The sequence below is a fragment of the Thalassovita sp. genome, assembly GCF_965218685.1.
Classification (GTDB): domain Bacteria; phylum Pseudomonadota; class Alphaproteobacteria; order Rhodobacterales; family Rhodobacteraceae; genus Thalassobius.
The window spans coordinates 2,211,909-2,229,992 of record NZ_OZ244657.1 but is presented as its reverse complement, the minus strand read 5'-3'; the positions used below and the strand labels follow the sequence as shown (position 1 = coordinate 2,229,992).

Below are 18,084 nucleotides of genomic sequence, written 5' to 3'. Positions count from 1 at the left end.
CATGCTTTGAACATGAGCAGAAATCCCCCAAAAAACACCTATCCGAACGGCTTTGACGGCGTTCTGGAGCAGATGGGAAAGCGAATGGCGCCAATAGCTTATGGCGAAGACGAAGCGCCCTTTCCGCTTGATCTGCCGCTGGGGCCGCTCAAGGATAAACCGATCCACCTGGAGGCGCCCGAGCTGGGCCGCTCGATCAGCCCTTACGCGCGCAAATACCGTGAGCTGGCGCGCGAATTTCATGGCCGGTCCGCGTTGCTGCACCTGCATGGCCTGCTGATCGCCCATTCGCGCCGTGACGCTCAGCCCGATCATTTCCCCGCCCTGTTTTGCCGCCTGTGGGACGAGCAATCCGAATTCCTGCTGGAACATCTGGACGCGCGCTGGCTGGTCTCGGCCGCGACGACCTTTGGTGATCATGGCCTGACACCCGAGCAGCGCCAACTTGGCCAGACCCTGTCGGTGCTGTTCAACACCATGAAGCTGTACGAGACTGAACGGCTTTATTCGGGGCACCCTGCCGATCATCCGTTCCCGTTGGATCAGCGGTCCGAGGGAAACCTGCCGATGCAGATGGACGCGTTCTCGATCACCGGGGGCGGGCTGGACGTGAATATGCTGGGCCGTCTTTGGCAACAATCCGAGCAAGACAGCACCATCCGCCCCTTGGCACAACGCCTTCTGAGCCTGTTGATCGAGGATGACAAAACCGTCTTTCGCCGTCTGCGCACGATGCGCACGCGCAAGCTGAAGCGGATGAAAAAGGCCGGCGTCCGAATGAAGTCCGACCGCGCGGGCCGTGCCATCGAGGTGCCCAGTTATCTGCACAAACCCCCGGGCTCGCTGCACAGCTGGGCCACTGTATCCCTAGTTAAAGCGCCGGTTCAGCAGATCGCCCGCTTTGCGGCCCATCATCTGGAGCTGGGCGCCAGCGAAGTACAACTGTACCTGGACGATGCTCAGCCGGGCGTTGCCACCTATCTGGGCGCGCATCCTCGGGTCCATGTCACTGAATGCGACGCAACCTTTTGGAAGGCGCAAAAACGGCCCCGTATGGACAGCCATCAACAGCGTCAGGTCTGGGTGGCAACCAAGGCCTATCATTTCAGCAAGGCCGACTGGCTGACCCATATCGATGTCGACGAATACCTGCTGCCTGCGCAAGATGACGCGCAGGGGATGCAGGCCCTGCTTGGCTCTACCGCCAATCACAAAGCCGGGATCAGGCTGCTGCCGGCCGAAATGCTGGCGTCTGACACGCCCGAGGCACTGTTCAAATTATTGCCAAAACTTGCGGCAAGCCCCATCCCCCCCGAGGATCTCTATCCCAATTTCGGCAATGTCCTGCCATTCGGGTTTCTTAGTCATACCAAGGGTAAGATCATGCTGCGTACCGGGCTGGACGGCGTCCGTCTGGGCGTTCACACAGCCATGCAAGGGGGCTTTGACATCAACAACCTGCACCGCCCAAAGGATGCGTTTGTCGGCCATGCTCATGCGCCGGATTGGGACAGTTTCCTGTCCCATCTAGAGTACCGCCTGACCCGTGGTTCCTATCGCAAGAACGAAGACGAAAGAATGCAGTTACAGGACATTCTGAACTTCATGAGACAGGAAGACGGAGACGCGGGTTTGCGCCTGTTCTACGACGAAATGTGCAAGGCCACGCCCGAACTGACGCGCAAGCTTGAGGCGCAGGGCCTGCTGTTGCGCCGCCGTCTGGATCTGGATGCAAAGGCGCTCAAGCATTTCGGCCCCCTGCCCGACGTGCCGGAGGCCCGGGATGGCTAAACCACGCTGGGGAATCGTTTCAACCATCAAGGCGCCGCTTCGCGATATCCAGAACTTTTGTGCCCATCATCTAGAGCTGGGCGCGCACCGGATCTATCTTTATCTCGATGACCCAGATCAGGATGGCGTGGAAAGCCTTCAAGCCCATCCCAAGCTGCGGGTGCGCACCTGTTCCCCGCATTACTGGAAGCGCCACCATGGCCGACGCCCCGCCAAGCATCAAAACCGTCAGGTGGCCAACGCTGCCCATGCCTATGCCCGCCGGGTCGAGGTGGACTGGCTGACCCATATCGACGTGGATGAATTCCTGTGGCCGCAAACGCCCCTGCACAAGCAGCTGGGCGCCCTGCCGGGTGACTGTCTGGTCGCGCGTGTCCGCCCCTCCGAGGCGCTTGCGAACCCCGCGCCTTCGAGCGTTACTCATTTCAAGCGCATGTCGCCGGACCGCGCCTTACGTGAACTGCAAACCACTGAAATCTATCCTAATTTTGGAGCTCACCTGAACGGAGGCTTCCTGTCTCATGTGCAGGGCAAGCTGTTCTACCGGACCGGGGTGGACGGATTGAAAGCCAAGATTCACAACGTTTTTGTCGGCGATGATAGCAACCCCGGTCAGCGTGAATTGCCCGAAACCGAGCTGCTGCACATGCATGCCAAATCCTGGCCCGATTTCCTGGCTGCCTTCCGCTATCGGCTGCAAAGTGGCTCGTACCGATCCGAGCTGAAGGCCCAACAAGGCGGTATGACTATGCATCAGCTGTTCTCGTCGATTTTCGAGCAAAAGGGCGAAGAGGGCCTGCGCGAATTCTACGACGAGGTCTGCACCGCCTCGCCCGATCTGCTGGCGCGTCTACGCACCCACGGGCTGCTGTCCAGCCACCAGATGGCGTTGGAACAGGCATGCGTGTTGCACTTCTCCCACCCAGACCAGGGGGAAACTTCGTAAAAGTTGACCCAGACCCCCAATTCAGCTACACCCCGCGCACAGGAAGACTATCAGGCAGCTGCCTTGGGCTAAACGGGCCCACCCTTCCCTGACGCTACGGGCCAAGACGTGTCCGTAAACAACGGATACACATGACAAAATTCTCTGATCTGAAACTCGATCCGAAAGTCCTTAAAGCCATTGATGATGCCGGCTATGAAAAGCCGACTCCGATCCAGGCCGGCGCCATTCCGCCCGCGCTGGAAGGACGGGACGTTCTGGGCATCGCGCAAACGGGTACTGGTAAGACCGCCAGCTTCACCTTGCCGATGATCACCCTGCTGGCCAAAGGCCGCGCCCGCGCACGGATGCCGCGCAGCCTGGTTCTGTGCCCCACGCGCGAACTGGCCGCCCAGGTGGCGGAAAACTTCGACACCTACACCAAGCACATGAAACTGACCAAGGCGCTGCTGATCGGCGGCGTCTCGTTCAAGGAACAGGACGCGCTGATCGACCGCGGTGTCGATGTTCTGATCGCCACCCCCGGCCGTCTGCTGGACCATTTCGAACGCGGCAAACTGCTGCTGACCGGCGTGCAGATCATGGTGGTGGACGAGGCCGACCGGATGCTGGATATGGGCTTTATTCCCGATATCGAACGCATCTTCAGCCTGACGCCCTTTACCCGCCAGACCCTGTTCTTCAGCGCCACCATGGCGCCCGAGATCGAGCGGATCACCAACACCTTCCTGTCCGCGCCTGAGCGTATCGAGGTTGCCCGTCAGGCCACCACCTCGGAAACCATCACGCAGGGCGTGGTGATGATGAAACCCTCGCGTCGTGACCGCGAAGGCAGCGAAAAACGCACCCTTCTGCGCGCTCTGATCGAACAAGAGGGTGAAAAGTGCAAGAACGCCATCATCTTCTGCAACCGTAAGGTCGATGTGGATATCACCGCCAAAAGCCTGAAAAAATACGGCTATGACGCCTCGCCGATCCACGGAGATCTGGACCAGAGCCACCGGACGAAAACCCTGGATGGGTTCCGCGATGGCACGTTGCGGTTCCTGGTGGCCTCGGACGTTGCGGCGCGTGGTTTGGATATTCCGAACGTTAGCCACGTGTTCAACTTCGATGTCCCCTCGCATTCCGAGGACTATGTGCACCGCATCGGCCGCACTGGTCGCGCCGGTCGCGAAGGTACTGCGCTGATGATCTGCACGCCGCGTGACGAAAAGAACTTTGACGCGATCGAAGCGCTGGTTAAGATGGAAATCCCGCGCGTCGAAAACCCGGTTCAAGCCAAGAAAGCCGCTAAAGCCGAGAAACCCGAAGAGAAGGTCGAAGAGAAGGTCGAAGAGAAGGCCGAAAAGCCCGCTCGTTCGAAACCTGCACGGTCGCGCAAGTCCAGCGAAAAGGTCGAGGCCGCCCCCGAAAAGCAGCCCGAACCCGTCAAGCAGGAACAGCCTCAGCAGCAGCCTAAGAAACAGAGCCGTGGCCGTGGCGGACGCGACAACCGTGTCGTTGGCATGGGCGATCATATGCCCAGCTTTATCGCTCTCAGCTTCGAAGAGCGCCGCGCCAGCTGAGCAAAGTCACAAACGAAAAAGAGCGTCCCTTTCGGGGCGCTCTTTTTTTGTGTTTATTCAGAAGCCTTTAGGCCAAGCGGCTAACGACTACCGTGACTTCGGGCTTTTTACCGATCTCATCCAGCGAAGATTTACGAACGATCTTTTTCAGCTCGGTCTCCAGCTTGTCGTCGTCTTTAAGGGTTGAGCCTTTGGCACGCCCCAGGAACTGATCCAGATCTTCCTCCAGCACGTCGACAAGCGGCGCGTTGGATTTTCCCAGCTCGGGCAGGCCCTTCAACTCGCACCAAGGTTCGCCCAGCAGCTCTCCGTCCTCGTCGATCGGCACCGTGACCAGAACATGCCCATTCAGCGCCATGCGAATGCGGTCGCGTACGATGCCATCCAGCGCGCCGATCAGAACCGAGCCATCCAGATACAGGCGCCCGGTTTCCACATAGCCAGCCACCAAGGGTTCATTGCCCGACAGGTTCACCATCACACCATTGGGCGCGACGATCGATTGGAAACCGTTGCTTTCGGCCAGTTTCGCATGTTCGCGCAGGTGGCGGTGTTCGCCATGCATGGGCACGACGATCTGCGGCCGGGTCAGCTTGTGCATTTCCACCAGGTCGGGGCGGTTGGCGTGGCCGGAAACGTGATACCGCCCGCCCATGTCGTCGACCACATCGACGCCCATTTCGCTGAACTGGTTCATGATACGGATGACGCCGCGTTCATTGCCCGGAATGGTCTTGGACGAGAACAGGAACAGGTCGCCCTCTTTCAGGGTGATGCCGTTGTACTTGCCGTTGGCCAGCTGCGCGCTGGCGGCGCGGCGTTCGCCCTGGCTGCCGGTGACCAACAGCATGACGTTTTCACGCGGCATACCGCGGGCATCCTCGGGTGAGATGACGGGCGGGAAATCGGTCAGCACGCCGGTTTCCACCGACGCCTGGATCATCCGGCGCATTGCGCGGCCCATCAGGCAGATCGAGCGGCCAGCGCGTTGCCCGGCCTCGGCCAGGGTTTTCACCCGAGCGACGTTCGACGCAAAGGTTGTTGCCACCACCATCTGGCCAGCTTCGGCCACCAGATTGGTCACTTCATCGGCGATGCTTGCCTCAGACCGGCCCGCTATGGGGCTGAAAACGTTGGTAGAATCGCAAATCAGCGCTTTGATGCCCTTTTCGGCCACCTTGCCCCACAGGACCGGGTCAAACGCCTCGCCCACGATCGGGGTTTCGTCCAGTTTGAAATCGCCCGTGTGCACGACGCGCCCGTCGGGGCTGTCGATGACCAATGCACTGCTTTCGGGGATCGAGTGCGAGATCGGCAAGAAAGAAACCTCGAACGGACCGGCCTTGACCACCTCGGGGAAGGCCGAGACCACGCGCACCACCTTGTCCGAGTGACCATACTCGGCCAGTTTGCCGCGCGCGATATTGGCGGTGAAGGCCCGGGCATAGATCGGCGCGCCCAGCTTTTCGTACAGGTGCCCCACGGCGCCCACGTGGTCCTCGTGGGCGTGGGTGATGAACACTGCCTCAAGCTGGTTCTTACGTTCCTCCAGCCAGGTGATGTCGGGCATGATCAGATCCACGCCCGGGCTGCCGTCCATGTCGGGGAAGGTCACACCCATGTCGACTAGGATCAACCGCTCGGCGCCCTCGGGGCCATAGCCGTAGACATAGCAATTCATGCCGATCTCTCCCGCGCCACCGAGAGGGAGGTAAATCAGTCGTTCGCTGCTCATATGTTGCCCTGATCCTTGTTGTAATTGTGAATGACCGTCAGGCCGTGCACGGTCAAAAATTCGTCGAAAACGTCAAACAGTGTATCCCCCTGACCGAACAGAGGTGCAAGCCCCCCGGTCGCAATCACGCGCATCGGGCGGTTATGTTCTGCTTTGATCTCCTCGCATACCCCACGGACCAGTCCGACATAACCCCAAAAGATACCGCTTTGCATACAGGCCACGGTGTTGGTGCCGATCACCTTGGTTGGTTTGGTCACGTCCACATGTGGCAGGGCGGCAGCCATCTTGTGCAGCGCCGACAGTGACAGGTTCACACCGGGCGCGATCACACCGCCCACATAGGCGCCGTCCTGGTCCACTACATCAAAGGTGGTGGCCGTGCCGAAATCGACGACGATCAGGTCACCGCCATAGCGATCATAGGCACCAGCGGTGTTAACCAGACGGTCGGGGCCGACCTGCGTGCCCGCATCCACGCGCGGATCAGCGGGTAGCAGGCAATCGGGGCGGCCAACGACCAGCGGACGGCAATCAAAATAGCGATCGGCCAGAACCCGCAGATTGAACACCACGCGCGGCACGGTCGAGCTGATGATCACCGCGTTGATGTCCATGGTGATCTCGTGATGCTGAAGCAGCCGGTCCAGCCAAACGAAATACTGATCTGCGGTGCGCTGGTGGTCGGTTGCGGTGCGCAAGGTACAGTGGATTTTCTCTCCATCCCAGATCGAGAAAACCGTGTTCGTGTTACCGCAGTCGATGGCAAGAAGCATGCATGAGCCTCCTTAAAAGAAAATCTCGGCCGCAGGGACCGTTTCGCGCCCGTTTGCTGTGGATAGGACAATATTACCCGCCTCGTCCACTGTCTCGAAGGTGCCCGTGGTTTCCTGACGCATGGTTCTGGCGGTAATGACCTCGCCCAGCTTGGCTGCGTGCGAAAGCCACAGTTTGCGAATGGGCGCAAAACCGTAGGTCTGAAAGCTCGCCTCGTGCCGGGCATAGGCCGGGGCCAGCAGATCCAGAAAATCCTGAGGCGTGATGCGCAGCCCGGTTTCCGAAAAAAGCGATACCGGCGGAACCGAACGTTGTTCCAAAGCGCCCGCTTCGGGCACCGAGGTCAGGTTCACCCCGATGCCGATGGCGATATGGCTGACGCCCTGCATACCGCCCGCGCTTTCCAGCAGGATACCAGCCAGTTTGCCTCCGTTCAGCAGTACATCATTGGGCCATTTCAGGCTGAACAGATCGGGCCGACCGGTTGCGGCCACACAGGCATCATACAGCGCCAACGAGGCAACGAAGGATCGCAACGCCACCTGGTCAGGTGTCTCATTCGGGCGCATAACCAATGTGGCCGCGAAGTTGCCCGCGGGATCTGCCCATGGACGGCCGCGACGGCCACGACCCGCGGTCTGGCGCAGGGCCAGGATCCACTCGGGCCCCGCAAGATCGGGCGCGATCCGGGCGGCCTCGGCGTTGGTGCTGTCCACGCTGTCCAGAATGCGGCGACCATAGCCTTGGGGCCAATCCATCATGTGCGGGCTTTCCTGTTTCAAACACAAAGCGACGCGCCCGAGGACGCGCCGCATTGGGATTTCAGTGGTCGGTCAAGCTTAGTTGACCAAAGCTTCGGCTGCGGCCGTGGCCATGGCCTCGATGCCCAGCAGGTCAATGCCCGGCAGCCAAGCCAGCCCGATGACGGCCGCGCTGGCCATCAAGAACCCCCACAGCACAGGCGAGCGGTTCTTGTCCAGACCTTCGCCCTCTTCACCGAAATACATGTAGAACACGATCCGCAGATAATAGAACGCGCCGATGACCGAGGCGATGACGCCCAGCACGGCCAGCCAGACAAGACCAGCCTGATAGGCGGCCTGCAGCACGTAGAACTTACCAAAGAAGCCAACCAGTGGCGGCACTCCCGCCAAAGAGAACATCAGCACAAGAACCGCCAGAGCCTTACCCGGTTCACGTTTCGAGTACATGTTCAGCGACTTGATGTCGGTGACAGGCTGGCCGTCTTTCTCCATCGACAGGATGAAGGCAAAGGTTCCGACATTCATGGTGACGTAAATCGCCATGTAAACCAGCAGCGCTTGCACGCCGAATGCGGTGCCAGCCGCCAGGCCCATCATCGCATAGCCCATGTGGGCGATCGACGAATAGGCCATCAGCCGTTTGATGTTGGTCTGACCGATCGCAGCCACGGCGCCCAGGAACATGGACAGGACAGCCAGCAGCGAGATGACTTGCTGCCAGTCGGCAACCACATCACCAAAGGCGTCATGCATAACGCGGGCAAACAGACCCATCGCAGCCATTTTCGGCGCGGTAGCGAAAAAAGCGGTGACCGGGGTCGGTGCGCCTTCGTAGACGTCCGGGGTCCACATGTGGAACGGCACGGCCGAGATCTTGAACGCCAGGCCCGAGATCACGAACACCAGACCGAACAGCAGACCCAGCGAGGCATGACCACCCGAAGCGGCCTGAATGATGCCCGAGAACAGCGTGGTGCCGGCAAAGCCGTAAACCAGCGACGAACCGTACAGCAGCAGACCCGAGGACAGGGCGCCCAGCACAAAGTACTTCATGCCCGCCTCGGTCGATTTCACACTGTCACGCCGCATCGAGGCGACGACGTAAAGCGACAAGGACTGCAGCTCCAGCCCCATATACAGCGCCATCAGGTCACCGGCAGACACCATCACCATCATGCCAACCGTGGCCAGCACGACCAGCACAGGGTATTCGAACCGCAGCAAGCCTTTGCGAGCCATGTAATCCTGGCTCATGACCAGAACGGCAGCACCGCCCAGCAGGATGACGACCTTGGCAAAGCGTGCAAAGGCGTCGTCGTTGAACATGCCGTCAAAGGCAACGTTTGTTCCCGACCCGCCAATGCCGATCCATGCGGCGACCAGCACCAGCACGGCCGCAGTGGCCCAGGTCAACAGACCGGCCAGCCGGTCCTTTCCGGTATAAACTGCCAGGACCAGCGCCAGCATCGCGTATACCGACAGAAGGATTTCCGGCAGGACAATATTCAGATCAGCCTGGATCATCTCTCAGGGCTCCCGTTTCAGTGCGATGCGGCGACTTGCGAGGCGCCGGGGGCGTCCGCAAGGGCCAGTTCATAGTTGTGGATCAGCGCCTCGACCGAGGGGCCAATGATGTCGGTGACCAGCGCAGGGTAAACACCCAGCAGCAGGGTCATGAAGACCAGCGGAGCAAAGATCGCCTTTTCGCGGGCAGTCATGTCCTTGATGGTTTTCAGGCTTTCCTTGATCAGATCGCCAAACACGACGCGGCGATACAGCCACAGCGCATAAGCCGCCGAGAAGATCACGCCCGAGGTCGCGATCAACGCCACCCAGGTGTTGACCTGGAAAATGCCCATCAGCGTCAGGAATTCGCCAACAAAGCCCGAAGTGCCCGGCAGACCCACATTCGCCATGGTGAAGAACATGAAGATCAGCGCATAGGCCGGCATCCGTGTGACCAGACCGCCATAGGCCTCGATCTCACGGGTGTGCATACGGTCATAGATGACGCCCACACACAGGAACAACGCGCCCGAGATGAAGCCGTGGCTGATCATCTGGAAGATCGCGCCGTCGATACCCTGTTGGTTGGCCGCAAAGATACCCATGGTGACATAGCCCATGTGCGCGACCGACGAATAAGCGATCAGCTTTTTCATATCGTCCTGCACCAGCGCCACCAGCGAGGTATAGACGATCGCAATCGCCGACATCCACAGCACCAGATCGGTCATTACGTCCGCTCCGATCGGGAACATCGGCAGGCTGAAGCGCAAGAAGCCATAGCCACCCATTTTCAGCAGGATCGCGGCCAGTACGACCGAACCGGCGGTCGGCGCCTGAACGTGTGCGTCCGGCAGCCAGGTGTGGACCGGCCACATCGGCATTTTCACCGCGAAGCTGGCGAAGAAGGCCAGGAACATCAGGGTCTGCATGCCGCCAACAATGTGAATGCCCAGCACGCTGAAGCTTTCGGATGCAAAGCTGTGGTTCATCAGGGTCGGGATATCGGTGGTGCCTGCGTCGACATACATCGCGACCATGGCCACCAGCATCAGCACCGAGCCAAGGAAGGTGTAGAGGAAGAACTTGAAGCTGGCATAGATGCGGTTCTTACCGCCCCAGATGCCAATGATCAGGAACATCGGGATCAGGCCTGCCTCGAAGAACAGGTAGAAAAGTACCAGATCCAGCGCCATGAACACGCCCAGCATCAGCGTTTCCAGAAGCAGGAAGGCGATCATGTATTCCTTGACGCGCTTTTCAACGCCCCAGCTGGCCCAGATGACCAAGGGCATCATAAAGGTGGTCAGCATCACGAACAGGACCGAGATCCCGTCGACGCCCATCTTGTATTTCAGGCCAAGGATCCACTCGCGCTCTTCCACGAACTGCATGCCCGTGTTTTGCGCGTCAAAGCCTGCCAGAATGAACAACGACACCAGGAAGGTGATGCCGGTCGCCACCAGGGCCGACCACTTGGCATTGCGCTGTGCGGCGGCATCCTCGCCCCGCAGGAAGACAGCCAGAATGGCGGCCGCCAACGCGGGAATGAAGGTGACAATGGAAAGAAGGTTATCCATTAGTGCGCTCCTCCGCTGAGCGCCATCCATGTGATCAGGACAACAATCCCGATCACCATGGCGAAGGCATAAGTAAAGATGTAACCGGATTGCGCGCGGCCAGCCAGGCGGGTGAAGAAGGGCACAATGCCCATGGCCACACCATTCAGGAAGCCGTCAATGACATTGCCATCCCCGCGTTTCCACAAGAAGCGGCCAATCGCCTGCGCAGGACGCACAAAGATGACGTCATAGATCTCGTCAAAGTACCATTTGTTCAGCAGGAACAGGTACAAGGGACGCTGAGCCGCAGCCAGGCGCTTGGGCATTTCGGGGTTCACGATATAGAACCAGATCGCAACAAGCAGACCGATGATCATCGCAACGAACGGGCTGACCTTGACCCAGGTGGGGGCATGGTGCGCGTCGTCCATCACGTGGTTGTCGGGGTGCATGAAGATCGCGCCTTGCGGGGCCAAACCGTGATCGGCGGCCTTTGCGTGCCCGTCACCGTGATCGTCCGCGGGTGCCGCGGTATGATCGTCGCCATGAGCTTCCCCGTGACCCTCGGCTGCTTCAGCATGATGCGCCGGGATACCGAAGAACTTGTTCACGCTGTTGTGGTCACCAAAGAACGATCCATACCAGATCATCCCCGAGAACACGGCTCCCAAAGCCAACACACCCAGCGGGACCAGCATGACGGTCGGGCTTTCATGGGCGTGCTCGTGCGTATGCTTGTCCCCGCGAGGTTTGCCCCAGAAAGTCAGGAACATCAGGCGCCAGCTGTAGAAGCTGGTGAACAGCGCTGCGACAACCAGCATCCAGAAGGCATAGCCGCCTTGCGTGCCGGCCCAGGCGCTTTCGATCACGGCGTCCTTGGACAGGAAGCCAGCGAAACCAATATGCGTCAGCGGGATACCAACGCCGGTGATGGCCAGCGTGCCCAGCAGCATCGCCCAGAAGGTATAGGGCAGCTTTTTGCGCAGACCGCCATAGTTCCGCATGTCTTGTTCGTGGTGCATCCCGTGGATCACGGAACCGGCGCCCAGGAACAGCATCGCCTTAAAGAACGCGTGGGTGAACAGGTGGAACATGGCCACGCTGTAGACGCCCACACCAGCCGCCACGAACATATAGCCCAGCTGCGACATGGTCGAATAAGCGATCACGCGTTTGATGTCGTTTTGCACCAAGCCAATGGTGGCCGCGACAAACGCCGTGGTGGCCCCCAGGAAGGTCACGAAACCCATCGCCTCGGGCGCGTATTCCATCAGCGGCGACATGCGGCAGACCAGGAACACACCCGCGGTCACCATGGTTGCGGCGTGGATCAGCGCGGACACTGGGGTCGGGCCTTCCATTGCGTCCGGCAGCCAGGTGTGCAGGAACAATTGCGCCGATTTACCCATGGCACCGACGAACAGCAGGAAGGCCAGCAGGTTCGCCGCGTTCCATTCCGTCCACAAGAAGTGCAGTTGCGTTTCGGCCAGTGCCGGTGCGGCGGCAAAGATATCGTCAAAGCGAATGCTGTCTGTCAGGTAGAACAGACCGAAGATGCCCAGAGCAAAGCCGAAGTCGCCCACTCGGTTGACGACAAACGCCTTGATGGCGGCCGCGTTCGCGCTGGGTTTCTTATAGTAGAAACCGATCAGCAGGTACGAGGCCACGCCCACGCCTTCCCAGCCAAAGAACATCTGCACCAGGTTGTCCGAGGTGACCAGCATCAGCATCGCGAAGGTAAAGAACGACAGATAGGCAAAGAAGCGCGCCTTATAATGCTCGCCATGCTTCCAGTTGTCGTCATGGGCCATGTAGCCGAACGAATAGAGGTGCACCAAGGCCGAAACCGAGGTCACGACGATCAGCATGATCGCGGTCAGGCGGTCTAGACGGATCGACCATTCGGTGCTCAGCGTACCGGACTGGATAAAGTCCAGGATATGCACGTGTTTGACGTGGCTGGCGTCCAGACCCAGGAAAGTGACCCAGGACAGCAGACAGGCCAGGAACAACAGGCCGGTGGTGACGTATTGCGCGCCCTTCTCACCGATCAGTCGCCAGCCGAAGCCTGCGATAAGCGCCCCAACCAGCGGGGCAAAGAGGATGACGGTTTCCATATCTCTTTACCCTTTCATGACGTTGACATCTTCGACGTCAATCGTGCCACGGTTACGGAAGAAGACGACCAGAATGGCCAGACCAATCGCAGCCTCGGCAGCGGCAACGGTCAGAACCAACAGCGTGAAGACCTGGCCCACCAGATCCCCTGCAAAAGAGGAGAAGGCGACAAGGTTGATGTTCACCGACAGCAGCATCAGCTCGATCGACATCAAGAGGATGATCACGTTCTTCCTGTTCAGGAAGAGGCCAAAGATACCTATGACAAACAGCGCGGACGCCACTGCCAGGTAGTGTTCTATACCAATCATTATTCCCTCGGTCCTTATTCGTTCCAGCGGCGGGCCTTAAAGGCCCTGCCCCGGTTTCACGTCTTTCAATTCCATGGCTTTCGCCGGATCGCGGTACATCTGGGCCAGCACGTCCTGGCGCTTGATGTCCTTGCGATGGCGCAGCGTCAGCAGGATGGCACCGATCATCGCGACCAGCAGGATCAGCCCGGCCAGCTGGAACAGCATGAAGTACTTATCGTACAGCAACAGCCCCAGCGCGGCGGTGTTCTCGATCCCTTCAGGGGTGACGGCCTGGCGCGCGGCCTCGGCATGTTCCGAGGTTTCCCAGGCGCCATAGGCCAGGCCCAGTTGCATCAGCAGCACCACCCCGATCAGCAGGGCCAGCGGCATATAGCGGGCCATCTCGGCCTTCAGTTCGGCGAAATCGACGTCCAGCATCATCACGACGAACAGGAACAGCACCGCAACGGCGCCCACGTAGACGATGATCAACAGCATCGCCACGAACTCGGCGCCAAGCAGCACGAACAAGCCGGCCGAGCTGAGAAAGGCAAGGATCAGCCACAGCACCGAGTGCACAGGGTTCCGGCTGATCACCGTGAACAGGCCCCCGATGATGGCGCAGATCGCGAACAGATAGAATGCCAGCGCTGCAATCGTCATTTGGTTTTATCCTCTTTGTCGTCCATGACCTCGCGGGCAAGCTCCATGCCCTTGTTCATGGCGGGTATGCCGGCGAACATCGACATCTGGGCGATGGTCTCGGCGATTTCATCCTTGGAGGCGCCAGCCTCGAGTGCGTGGCGCACAGTCATTCTGAGCCCGGTTTCGTTCTGGGCCCCTTGCATCGTCAACCCGGCCAGCGTCAGCAACAGCCGCGTCTTCGCGTCCAGCCCGTCTTTGCTGATCCCCTTGCCAAAGGCCATTTCCATCATGTCCTTGGACATGGTCGGCCAAAGTGCCTCGAACCCTTTCGGAGAGAAGGATTCAAGCGCCGGGTTCATGGACTTGGCCATGGCCTGCGCCTGTTGCATCAGCAGTTCAAACGGGTTGGAGGAATCGCTCATCGGTAGGGGGCATCCAGTTCCAGGTTACGGGCGATCTCGGCTTCCCAACGCTCGCCGTTCGCCAGCAGCTTGTCCTTGTCATAGAACAGCTCTTCGCGGGTTTCGGTGGCGAATTCGAAGTTCGGGCCCTCGACGATCGCATCCACCGGGCAGGCCTCTTGGCAGAAACCGCAATAGATGCATTTCGTCATGTCGATGTCATAGCGCGTGGTGCGACGACTGCCGTCGTCGCGGGGTTCCGCGTCGATGGTGATCGCCTGGGCGGGGCAGATTGCCTCGCACAGTTTACAGGCAATGCAGCGTTCTTCGCCGTTGGGATAGCGGCGCAGCGCATGTTCACCGCGGAAGCGAGGCGACAAAGGCCCCTTTTCGTGCGGGTAGTTGATGGTCACCTTGGGAGCAAAGAAATACTTCAGACCCAGCTGGAACCCTTTGAAGAAGTCAGCCAGCAGGAAGTATTTCGCGGCGCGTCCGTAATCGATAGCAGCCATGGATCAGCCTCCAATCGCCCAGCGGGCATAGGCACCGCCGAAGGCTTCGAATTTTGCAAGGAATGCCACGATCACAACCCAGGCCAGCGACATGGGCAGGAACACTTTCCAGCCAATGCGCATCAGTTGGTCATAGCGGTAACGGGGGGTAATTGCCTTAACCATCGAGAAGATGAAGAAGACAAACAGCATCTTGCCCACCATCCACAGGATGCCATCAGGCAGACCGGGGATCGGCGACAGCCAGCCACCAAAGAACAGCAGCGTGGTCAGGGCACACATCAGCACCACGGCGACCAGCTCGCCAATCATGAACAGCAGGAACGGGGTCGAGCTGTATTCAACCTGATAGCCAGCCACCAGTTCGGATTCTGCCTCGGGCAGGTCGAACGGAGGACGGTTGGTTTCGGCCAGGGCCGAGATCAGGAACAGGAACAGCATCGGGAAGTGCGGCAGCCAGTACCAGCTGAACAGGCCATAATCGCCGTCCTGCGCGCGCACAATGTCACCGAAGTTCATCGAACCGGTCGAGATGATCACACCGATGATGATCAGGCCAATGCTGACCTCGTAAGAAATCATCTGCGCGGCCGATCGAAGCGAGCCAAGGAACGGGTATTTCGAGTTCGACGCCCAGCCGCCCATGATCACGCCGTAAACCTCGAGCGAGGAGATCGCGAAGACGTACAGGATGGCGACGTTGATATCCGAAAGGACCCAGCCATCGTTGAACGGGATCACCGCCCAGGCGATCAGCGCCATCACCAGGCTAATCATTGGCGCCAGCAGGAACACCACGCGGTCAGCCCCGGCGGGAAACACGACCTCTTTGACGATATATTTCAGGAAGTCCGCAAAGCTTTGCAGCAGACCAAAGACGCCCACCACGTTGGGGCCCCGGCGCATCTGGACAGCGGCCCAGATCTTGCGGTCGGCATACATCAGGAAGGCCAAAGCCACCAGCAGCGGAACGACGATCAGCAGGACCTGCCCGATGATCACCAGCGCCATGCCCAGGTAAGTGTTAGCAAAGAAATCAGCCATAGGTCCTCACACCGTCGGTATTCCGTTTTCCGCGCAATGAGCAGCGACGACTTCGGCGTCGATCGTCCTCAAACCGCGAGGCAGCGCAGGCGAGATGGTGTAAACCGCATCTCCTCGCCACAGGCCGCCCTGTTGCTCTACATTCGTGCGCACGTGGCGCGCGAAACCATATCCACGGATCAACGCATATTGTGCGGCTGCACATTCGGCGTAATCCGAAACATCTTCACCCGTACGGGCGCCGGCCATGGTCACCACGAAGTTGACCAGATCGCCGCTTAGCAGCTGCGTGTCGATCCCGCGATAGTCGGGGCGAAATGCACCCCGTTCGGGCTGTGCTTGCACACATCCCGCCATCGCGCCCGCAAGGGCAAAGGATATGACCGCAGCGCGCAGCATCACTCGGCAGCCACCGGGGTTTGCGCACGCGCTTTTGCGTTTCCGGCCAATTCCCCCATCAGGGCGCTGGCGCGGGCGATCGCGTTGGTCAGGTAATGCGCCTCGTTCGAAGCGATGGCCAGCTTGAACTCACCGATTTTCAGATCAGCGGCTTCCAGCGCTTGCCATTCGTTTTCGATGACTTCGTCGATCTTGGCCAGATGCGGCACTTCGGCGATCATTGCCTGACGCAGCTGCGCGAGGCTGTCATAAGCCAAAGGCGCGCCCAGCTCGGCGCTTAGCGCGCGCAGGATAGCCCAGTTTTCCTTGGCCTCGCCCGGAGCAAACCCGGCGCGCATAGCCAACTGAGGCCGACCTTCGGTGTTCACGAACAGGCCGTTCTCCTCGGTATAGGCGGCGGCCGGCAGGATCACGTCGGCGCGGTGCGCTCCGCGATCACCATGGCTGCCCTGATAGATCACAAAGGGACCTTCGGCGATTTCGACCTCGTCCGCACCCAGGTTAAAGATCACCTCGGCACCATCCATGGCCTTTTCCAGACCACCTTCGGTGACGGCGCCCAGATCCATGGCGCCCACGCGGCTGGCAGCAGTGTGCAGGACCAGCATCTTGCCACCCAGTTTTTCGGTCAGCGCCTGCGCTTGCGCCAGAACCTTGATCCCGTCGCCTTCGCTGATGGCGCCCTGCCCCACGATGACGATTGCACCATCAGTGGCTTCGGCCTGTTTGATCTCTTTGTTCAACGGTGCGCGGCCTGGGCCGACATGCACGGTGTCATAGGTCAGATCCATGCCCGCAGGTCCGATCACGCGAACCTCAGCTCCCTTCAGCCATGCCTTGCGGATACGAGCGTTCAGCACAGGAGCTTCGTTGCGCGGGTTGGTGCCCAGCAGGTAAATCACCTTGGCAGCGTCGATGTCTTCAATCGCGGCAGTACCCACATAAGCCGAGCGGTTGCCAGCAGGCAGAACGGCACCGTTGGTGCGCGCCTCGATGGCACCCTCTTGGCTGTCAACCAATTGTTTTAGCGCAAAAATTGCTTCGGTCGGGGCCAGATCGCCGACCAGAGCGGCCAGTTTCTTACCCTTGATGGCGGCGGCGGCGGTGCTCAGCGCCTCGCCCCAGCTTGCGGGCCGCAATTTGCCGTTTTCGCGGACGTAAGGACGGTCCAGGCGCTGACTGCGCAGCCCGTCCCAGACATAGCGTGACTTGTCGCTCAGCCATTCTTCGTTCACGCCATCATGGTTGCGCGGCAGGATACGCATCACTTCGCGGCCCTTGGTGTCCACGCGGATGTTCGACCCCAACGCGTCCATCACGTCGATGGTTTCAGTCTTGGTCAGCTCCCACGGGCGAGCGGTGAACGAATAGGGCTTGGAAACCAAAGCGCCAACCGGACACAGGTCCACGATGTTACCTTGCAGATTGGAATCCAAAGTTTCGTTCAGATAGCTGGTGATCTCGGCATCTTCACCGCGACCAGTCTGGCCCATCTGAGAGATACCCGCGACCTCGGTTGTGAAACGCACACAGCGCGTGCAGCTGATGCAGCGGGTCATGTGGGTCTCAACAAGCGGGCCCAGATTCAGATCGTCCACGGCGCGCTTGGCTTCGTTGAAGCGGGTGTTCGAGATCCCGTATGCCATGGCCTGATCCTGCAGATCACACTCGCCGCCCTGATCGCAGATCGGGCAATCCAGCGGGTGGTTGATCAGCATGAACTCCATCACGCCTTCGCGGGCCTTCTTGACCATGGGCGAGTTGGTTTTCACCACGGGCGCCTGACCTTCGGGGCCAGGGCGTAGATCGCGCACCTGCATCGCGCAAGAGGCAGCAGGCTTGGGCGGGCCACCAACGACCTCGACCAGACACATGCGGCAGTTGCCCGCGATCGACAGGCGTTCGTGATAACAGAAGCGCGGCACCTCGACGCCAGCCTGCTCACAGGCCTGGATCAGCGTCATGGCACCGTCCACTTCGATCTCGTTCCCGTCGATGTTAATCTTGCGTAGGTCAGACATGG

Annotated in this window: 16 protein-coding genes; 3 read left to right on the top strand and 13 right to left on the bottom strand. The window is 59.8% G+C overall.

What is annotated here, in order from left to right:
- Positions 1-12: 12 nt before the first annotated feature.
- The 3 genes from ACOQOQ_RS11045 (at position 13) to ACOQOQ_RS11035 (ending at position 4,305) form a co-directional block, all read left to right on the top strand.
- Positions 13-1,791: a glycosyltransferase family 2 protein gene (locus ACOQOQ_RS11045; RefSeq protein ID WP_420567045.1), complete on the top strand. Its 1,779-nt coding sequence runs from the start codon at positions 13-15 to the stop codon at positions 1,789-1,791.
- Positions 1,784-2,737 (top strand): glycosyltransferase family 2 protein, encoded by a 954-nt coding sequence (locus tag ACOQOQ_RS11040; protein WP_420567044.1) that lies wholly within the window; start codon positions 1,784-1,786, stop codon positions 2,735-2,737. The genes ACOQOQ_RS11045 and ACOQOQ_RS11040 overlap by 8 nt, the downstream gene beginning before the upstream one ends.
- A 131-nt stretch (positions 2,738-2,868) precedes the next feature.
- On the top strand, positions 2,869-4,305 hold the full coding sequence (locus ACOQOQ_RS11035; protein WP_420567043.1) for a DEAD/DEAH box helicase: 1,437 nt from the start codon (positions 2,869-2,871) through the stop codon (positions 4,303-4,305).
- A 67-nt stretch (positions 4,306-4,372) separates the two neighbouring features.
- On the opposite strand, the gene ACOQOQ_RS11030 is transcribed toward ACOQOQ_RS11035, so the two are convergent.
- From ACOQOQ_RS11030 to nuoG, 13 genes are all read right to left on the bottom strand, one after another.
- On the bottom strand, positions 4,373-6,040 hold the full coding sequence (locus ACOQOQ_RS11030) for a ribonuclease J (RefSeq protein WP_420567042.1): 1,668 nt from the start codon (positions 6,038-6,040) through the stop codon (positions 4,373-4,375).
- On the bottom strand, positions 6,037-6,816 hold the full coding sequence (locus ACOQOQ_RS11025) for a type III pantothenate kinase (RefSeq protein ID WP_420567041.1): 780 nt from the start codon (positions 6,814-6,816) through the stop codon (positions 6,037-6,039). The genes ACOQOQ_RS11030 and ACOQOQ_RS11025 overlap by 4 nt, the downstream gene beginning before the upstream one ends.
- Positions 6,817-6,828: 12 nt before the next feature.
- On the bottom strand, positions 6,829-7,578 hold the full coding sequence (locus ACOQOQ_RS11020; protein WP_420567040.1) for a biotin--[acetyl-CoA-carboxylase] ligase: 750 nt from the start codon (positions 7,576-7,578) through the stop codon (positions 6,829-6,831).
- A gap of 78 nt (positions 7,579-7,656) precedes the next feature.
- Positions 7,657-9,105, bottom strand: coding sequence for an NADH-quinone oxidoreductase subunit NuoN (gene nuoN, locus ACOQOQ_RS11015; RefSeq protein ID WP_420567039.1), 1,449 nt, complete (start codon positions 9,103-9,105; stop codon positions 7,657-7,659).
- A 17-nt stretch (positions 9,106-9,122) separates the two neighbouring features.
- Positions 9,123-10,667 carry an NADH-quinone oxidoreductase subunit M gene (locus ACOQOQ_RS11010; RefSeq protein ID WP_420567038.1) on the bottom strand — a complete coding sequence of 515 codons (1,545 nt, stop codon included), beginning with the start codon at positions 10,665-10,667 and terminating at the stop codon, positions 9,123-9,125.
- The gene (nuoL, locus tag ACOQOQ_RS11005; protein WP_420567037.1) at positions 10,667-12,766 is read right to left on the bottom strand and encodes an NADH-quinone oxidoreductase subunit L; all 2,100 of its coding nucleotides are present in this window, start codon (positions 12,764-12,766) and stop codon (positions 10,667-10,669) included. The genes ACOQOQ_RS11010 and nuoL overlap by 1 nt, the downstream gene beginning before the upstream one ends.
- A gap of 6 nt (positions 12,767-12,772) precedes the next feature.
- Positions 12,773-13,078, bottom strand: coding sequence for an NADH-quinone oxidoreductase subunit NuoK (gene nuoK, locus ACOQOQ_RS11000; RefSeq protein ID WP_420567036.1), 306 nt, complete (start codon positions 13,076-13,078; stop codon positions 12,773-12,775).
- A gap of 36 nt (positions 13,079-13,114) precedes the next feature.
- Positions 13,115-13,723 (bottom strand): NADH-quinone oxidoreductase subunit J, encoded by a 609-nt coding sequence (locus ACOQOQ_RS10995; protein WP_420567035.1) that lies wholly within the window; start codon positions 13,721-13,723, stop codon positions 13,115-13,117.
- Entirely contained in the window at positions 13,720-14,127 is a 408-nt protein-coding gene (locus ACOQOQ_RS10990; RefSeq protein ID WP_420567034.1) for a carboxymuconolactone decarboxylase family protein, read from the bottom strand. The genes ACOQOQ_RS10995 and ACOQOQ_RS10990 overlap by 4 nt, the downstream gene beginning before the upstream one ends.
- Positions 14,124-14,618 carry an NADH-quinone oxidoreductase subunit NuoI gene (nuoI, locus tag ACOQOQ_RS10985; RefSeq protein WP_420567033.1) on the bottom strand — a complete coding sequence of 165 codons (495 nt, stop codon included), beginning with the start codon at positions 14,616-14,618 and terminating at the stop codon, positions 14,124-14,126. Before nuoI ends, ACOQOQ_RS10990 begins: the two co-directional genes overlap by 4 nt.
- 3 nt (positions 14,619-14,621) lie before the next feature.
- Positions 14,622-15,662, bottom strand: coding sequence for an NADH-quinone oxidoreductase subunit NuoH (gene nuoH, locus ACOQOQ_RS10980; RefSeq protein ID WP_420567032.1), 1,041 nt, complete (start codon positions 15,660-15,662; stop codon positions 14,622-14,624).
- Positions 15,663-15,668: 6 nt separating this feature from the next.
- On the bottom strand, positions 15,669-16,061 hold the full coding sequence (locus tag ACOQOQ_RS10975; protein WP_420567031.1) for a hypothetical protein: 393 nt from the start codon (positions 16,059-16,061) through the stop codon (positions 15,669-15,671).
- Entirely contained in the window at positions 16,061-18,082 is a 2,022-nt protein-coding gene (nuoG, locus tag ACOQOQ_RS10970) for an NADH-quinone oxidoreductase subunit NuoG (protein WP_420567030.1), read from the bottom strand. The genes ACOQOQ_RS10975 and nuoG overlap by 1 nt, the downstream gene beginning before the upstream one ends.
- Positions 18,083-18,084 lie beyond the last annotated feature (2 nt).

Excerpts from the sequence above, each read along its gene's own strand:
- nuoL (WP_420567037.1), bottom strand. The coding sequence starts at position 12,766 with ATGGAAACCGTCATCCTCTTTGCCCCGCTGGTTGGGGCGCTTATCGCA.
- nuoK (WP_420567036.1), bottom strand. The coding sequence starts at position 13,078 with ATGATTGGTATAGAACACTACCTGGCAGTGGCGTCCGCGCTGTTTGTC.
- nuoH (WP_420567032.1), bottom strand. The coding sequence starts at position 15,662 with ATGGCTGATTTCTTTGCTAACACTTACCTGGGCATGGCGCTGGTGATC.
- ACOQOQ_RS11020 (WP_420567040.1), bottom strand. The coding sequence starts at position 7,578 with ATGATGGATTGGCCCCAAGGCTATGGTCGCCGCATTCTGGACAGCGTG.
- ACOQOQ_RS11040 (WP_420567044.1), top strand. The coding sequence starts at position 1,784 with ATGGCTAAACCACGCTGGGGAATCGTTTCAACCATCAAGGCGCCGCTT.
- ACOQOQ_RS11045 (WP_420567045.1), top strand. The coding sequence starts at position 13 with ATGAGCAGAAATCCCCCAAAAAACACCTATCCGAACGGCTTTGACGGC.
- ACOQOQ_RS11025 (WP_420567041.1), bottom strand. The coding sequence starts at position 6,816 with ATGCTTCTTGCCATCGACTGCGGTAACACGAACACGGTTTTCTCGATC.
- ACOQOQ_RS11035 (WP_420567043.1), top strand. The coding sequence starts at position 2,869 with ATGACAAAATTCTCTGATCTGAAACTCGATCCGAAAGTCCTTAAAGCC.
- ACOQOQ_RS10975 (WP_420567031.1), bottom strand. The coding sequence starts at position 16,061 with ATGCTGCGCGCTGCGGTCATATCCTTTGCCCTTGCGGGCGCGATGGCG.
- nuoN (WP_420567039.1), bottom strand. The coding sequence starts at position 9,105 with ATGATCCAGGCTGATCTGAATATTGTCCTGCCGGAAATCCTTCTGTCG.
- ACOQOQ_RS10995 (WP_420567035.1), bottom strand. The coding sequence starts at position 13,723 with ATGACGATTGCAGCGCTGGCATTCTATCTGTTCGCGATCTGCGCCATC.
- ACOQOQ_RS11010 (WP_420567038.1), bottom strand. The coding sequence starts at position 10,667 with ATGGATAACCTTCTTTCCATTGTCACCTTCATTCCCGCGTTGGCGGCC.
- ACOQOQ_RS10990 (WP_420567034.1), bottom strand. The coding sequence starts at position 14,127 with ATGAGCGATTCCTCCAACCCGTTTGAACTGCTGATGCAACAGGCGCAG.
- nuoG (WP_420567030.1), bottom strand. The coding sequence starts at position 18,082 with ATGTCTGACCTACGCAAGATTAACATCGACGGGAACGAGATCGAAGTG.
- ACOQOQ_RS11030 (WP_420567042.1), bottom strand. The coding sequence starts at position 6,040 with ATGAGCAGCGAACGACTGATTTACCTCCCTCTCGGTGGCGCGGGAGAG.
- nuoI (WP_420567033.1), bottom strand. The coding sequence starts at position 14,618 with ATGGCTGCTATCGATTACGGACGCGCCGCGAAATACTTCCTGCTGGCT.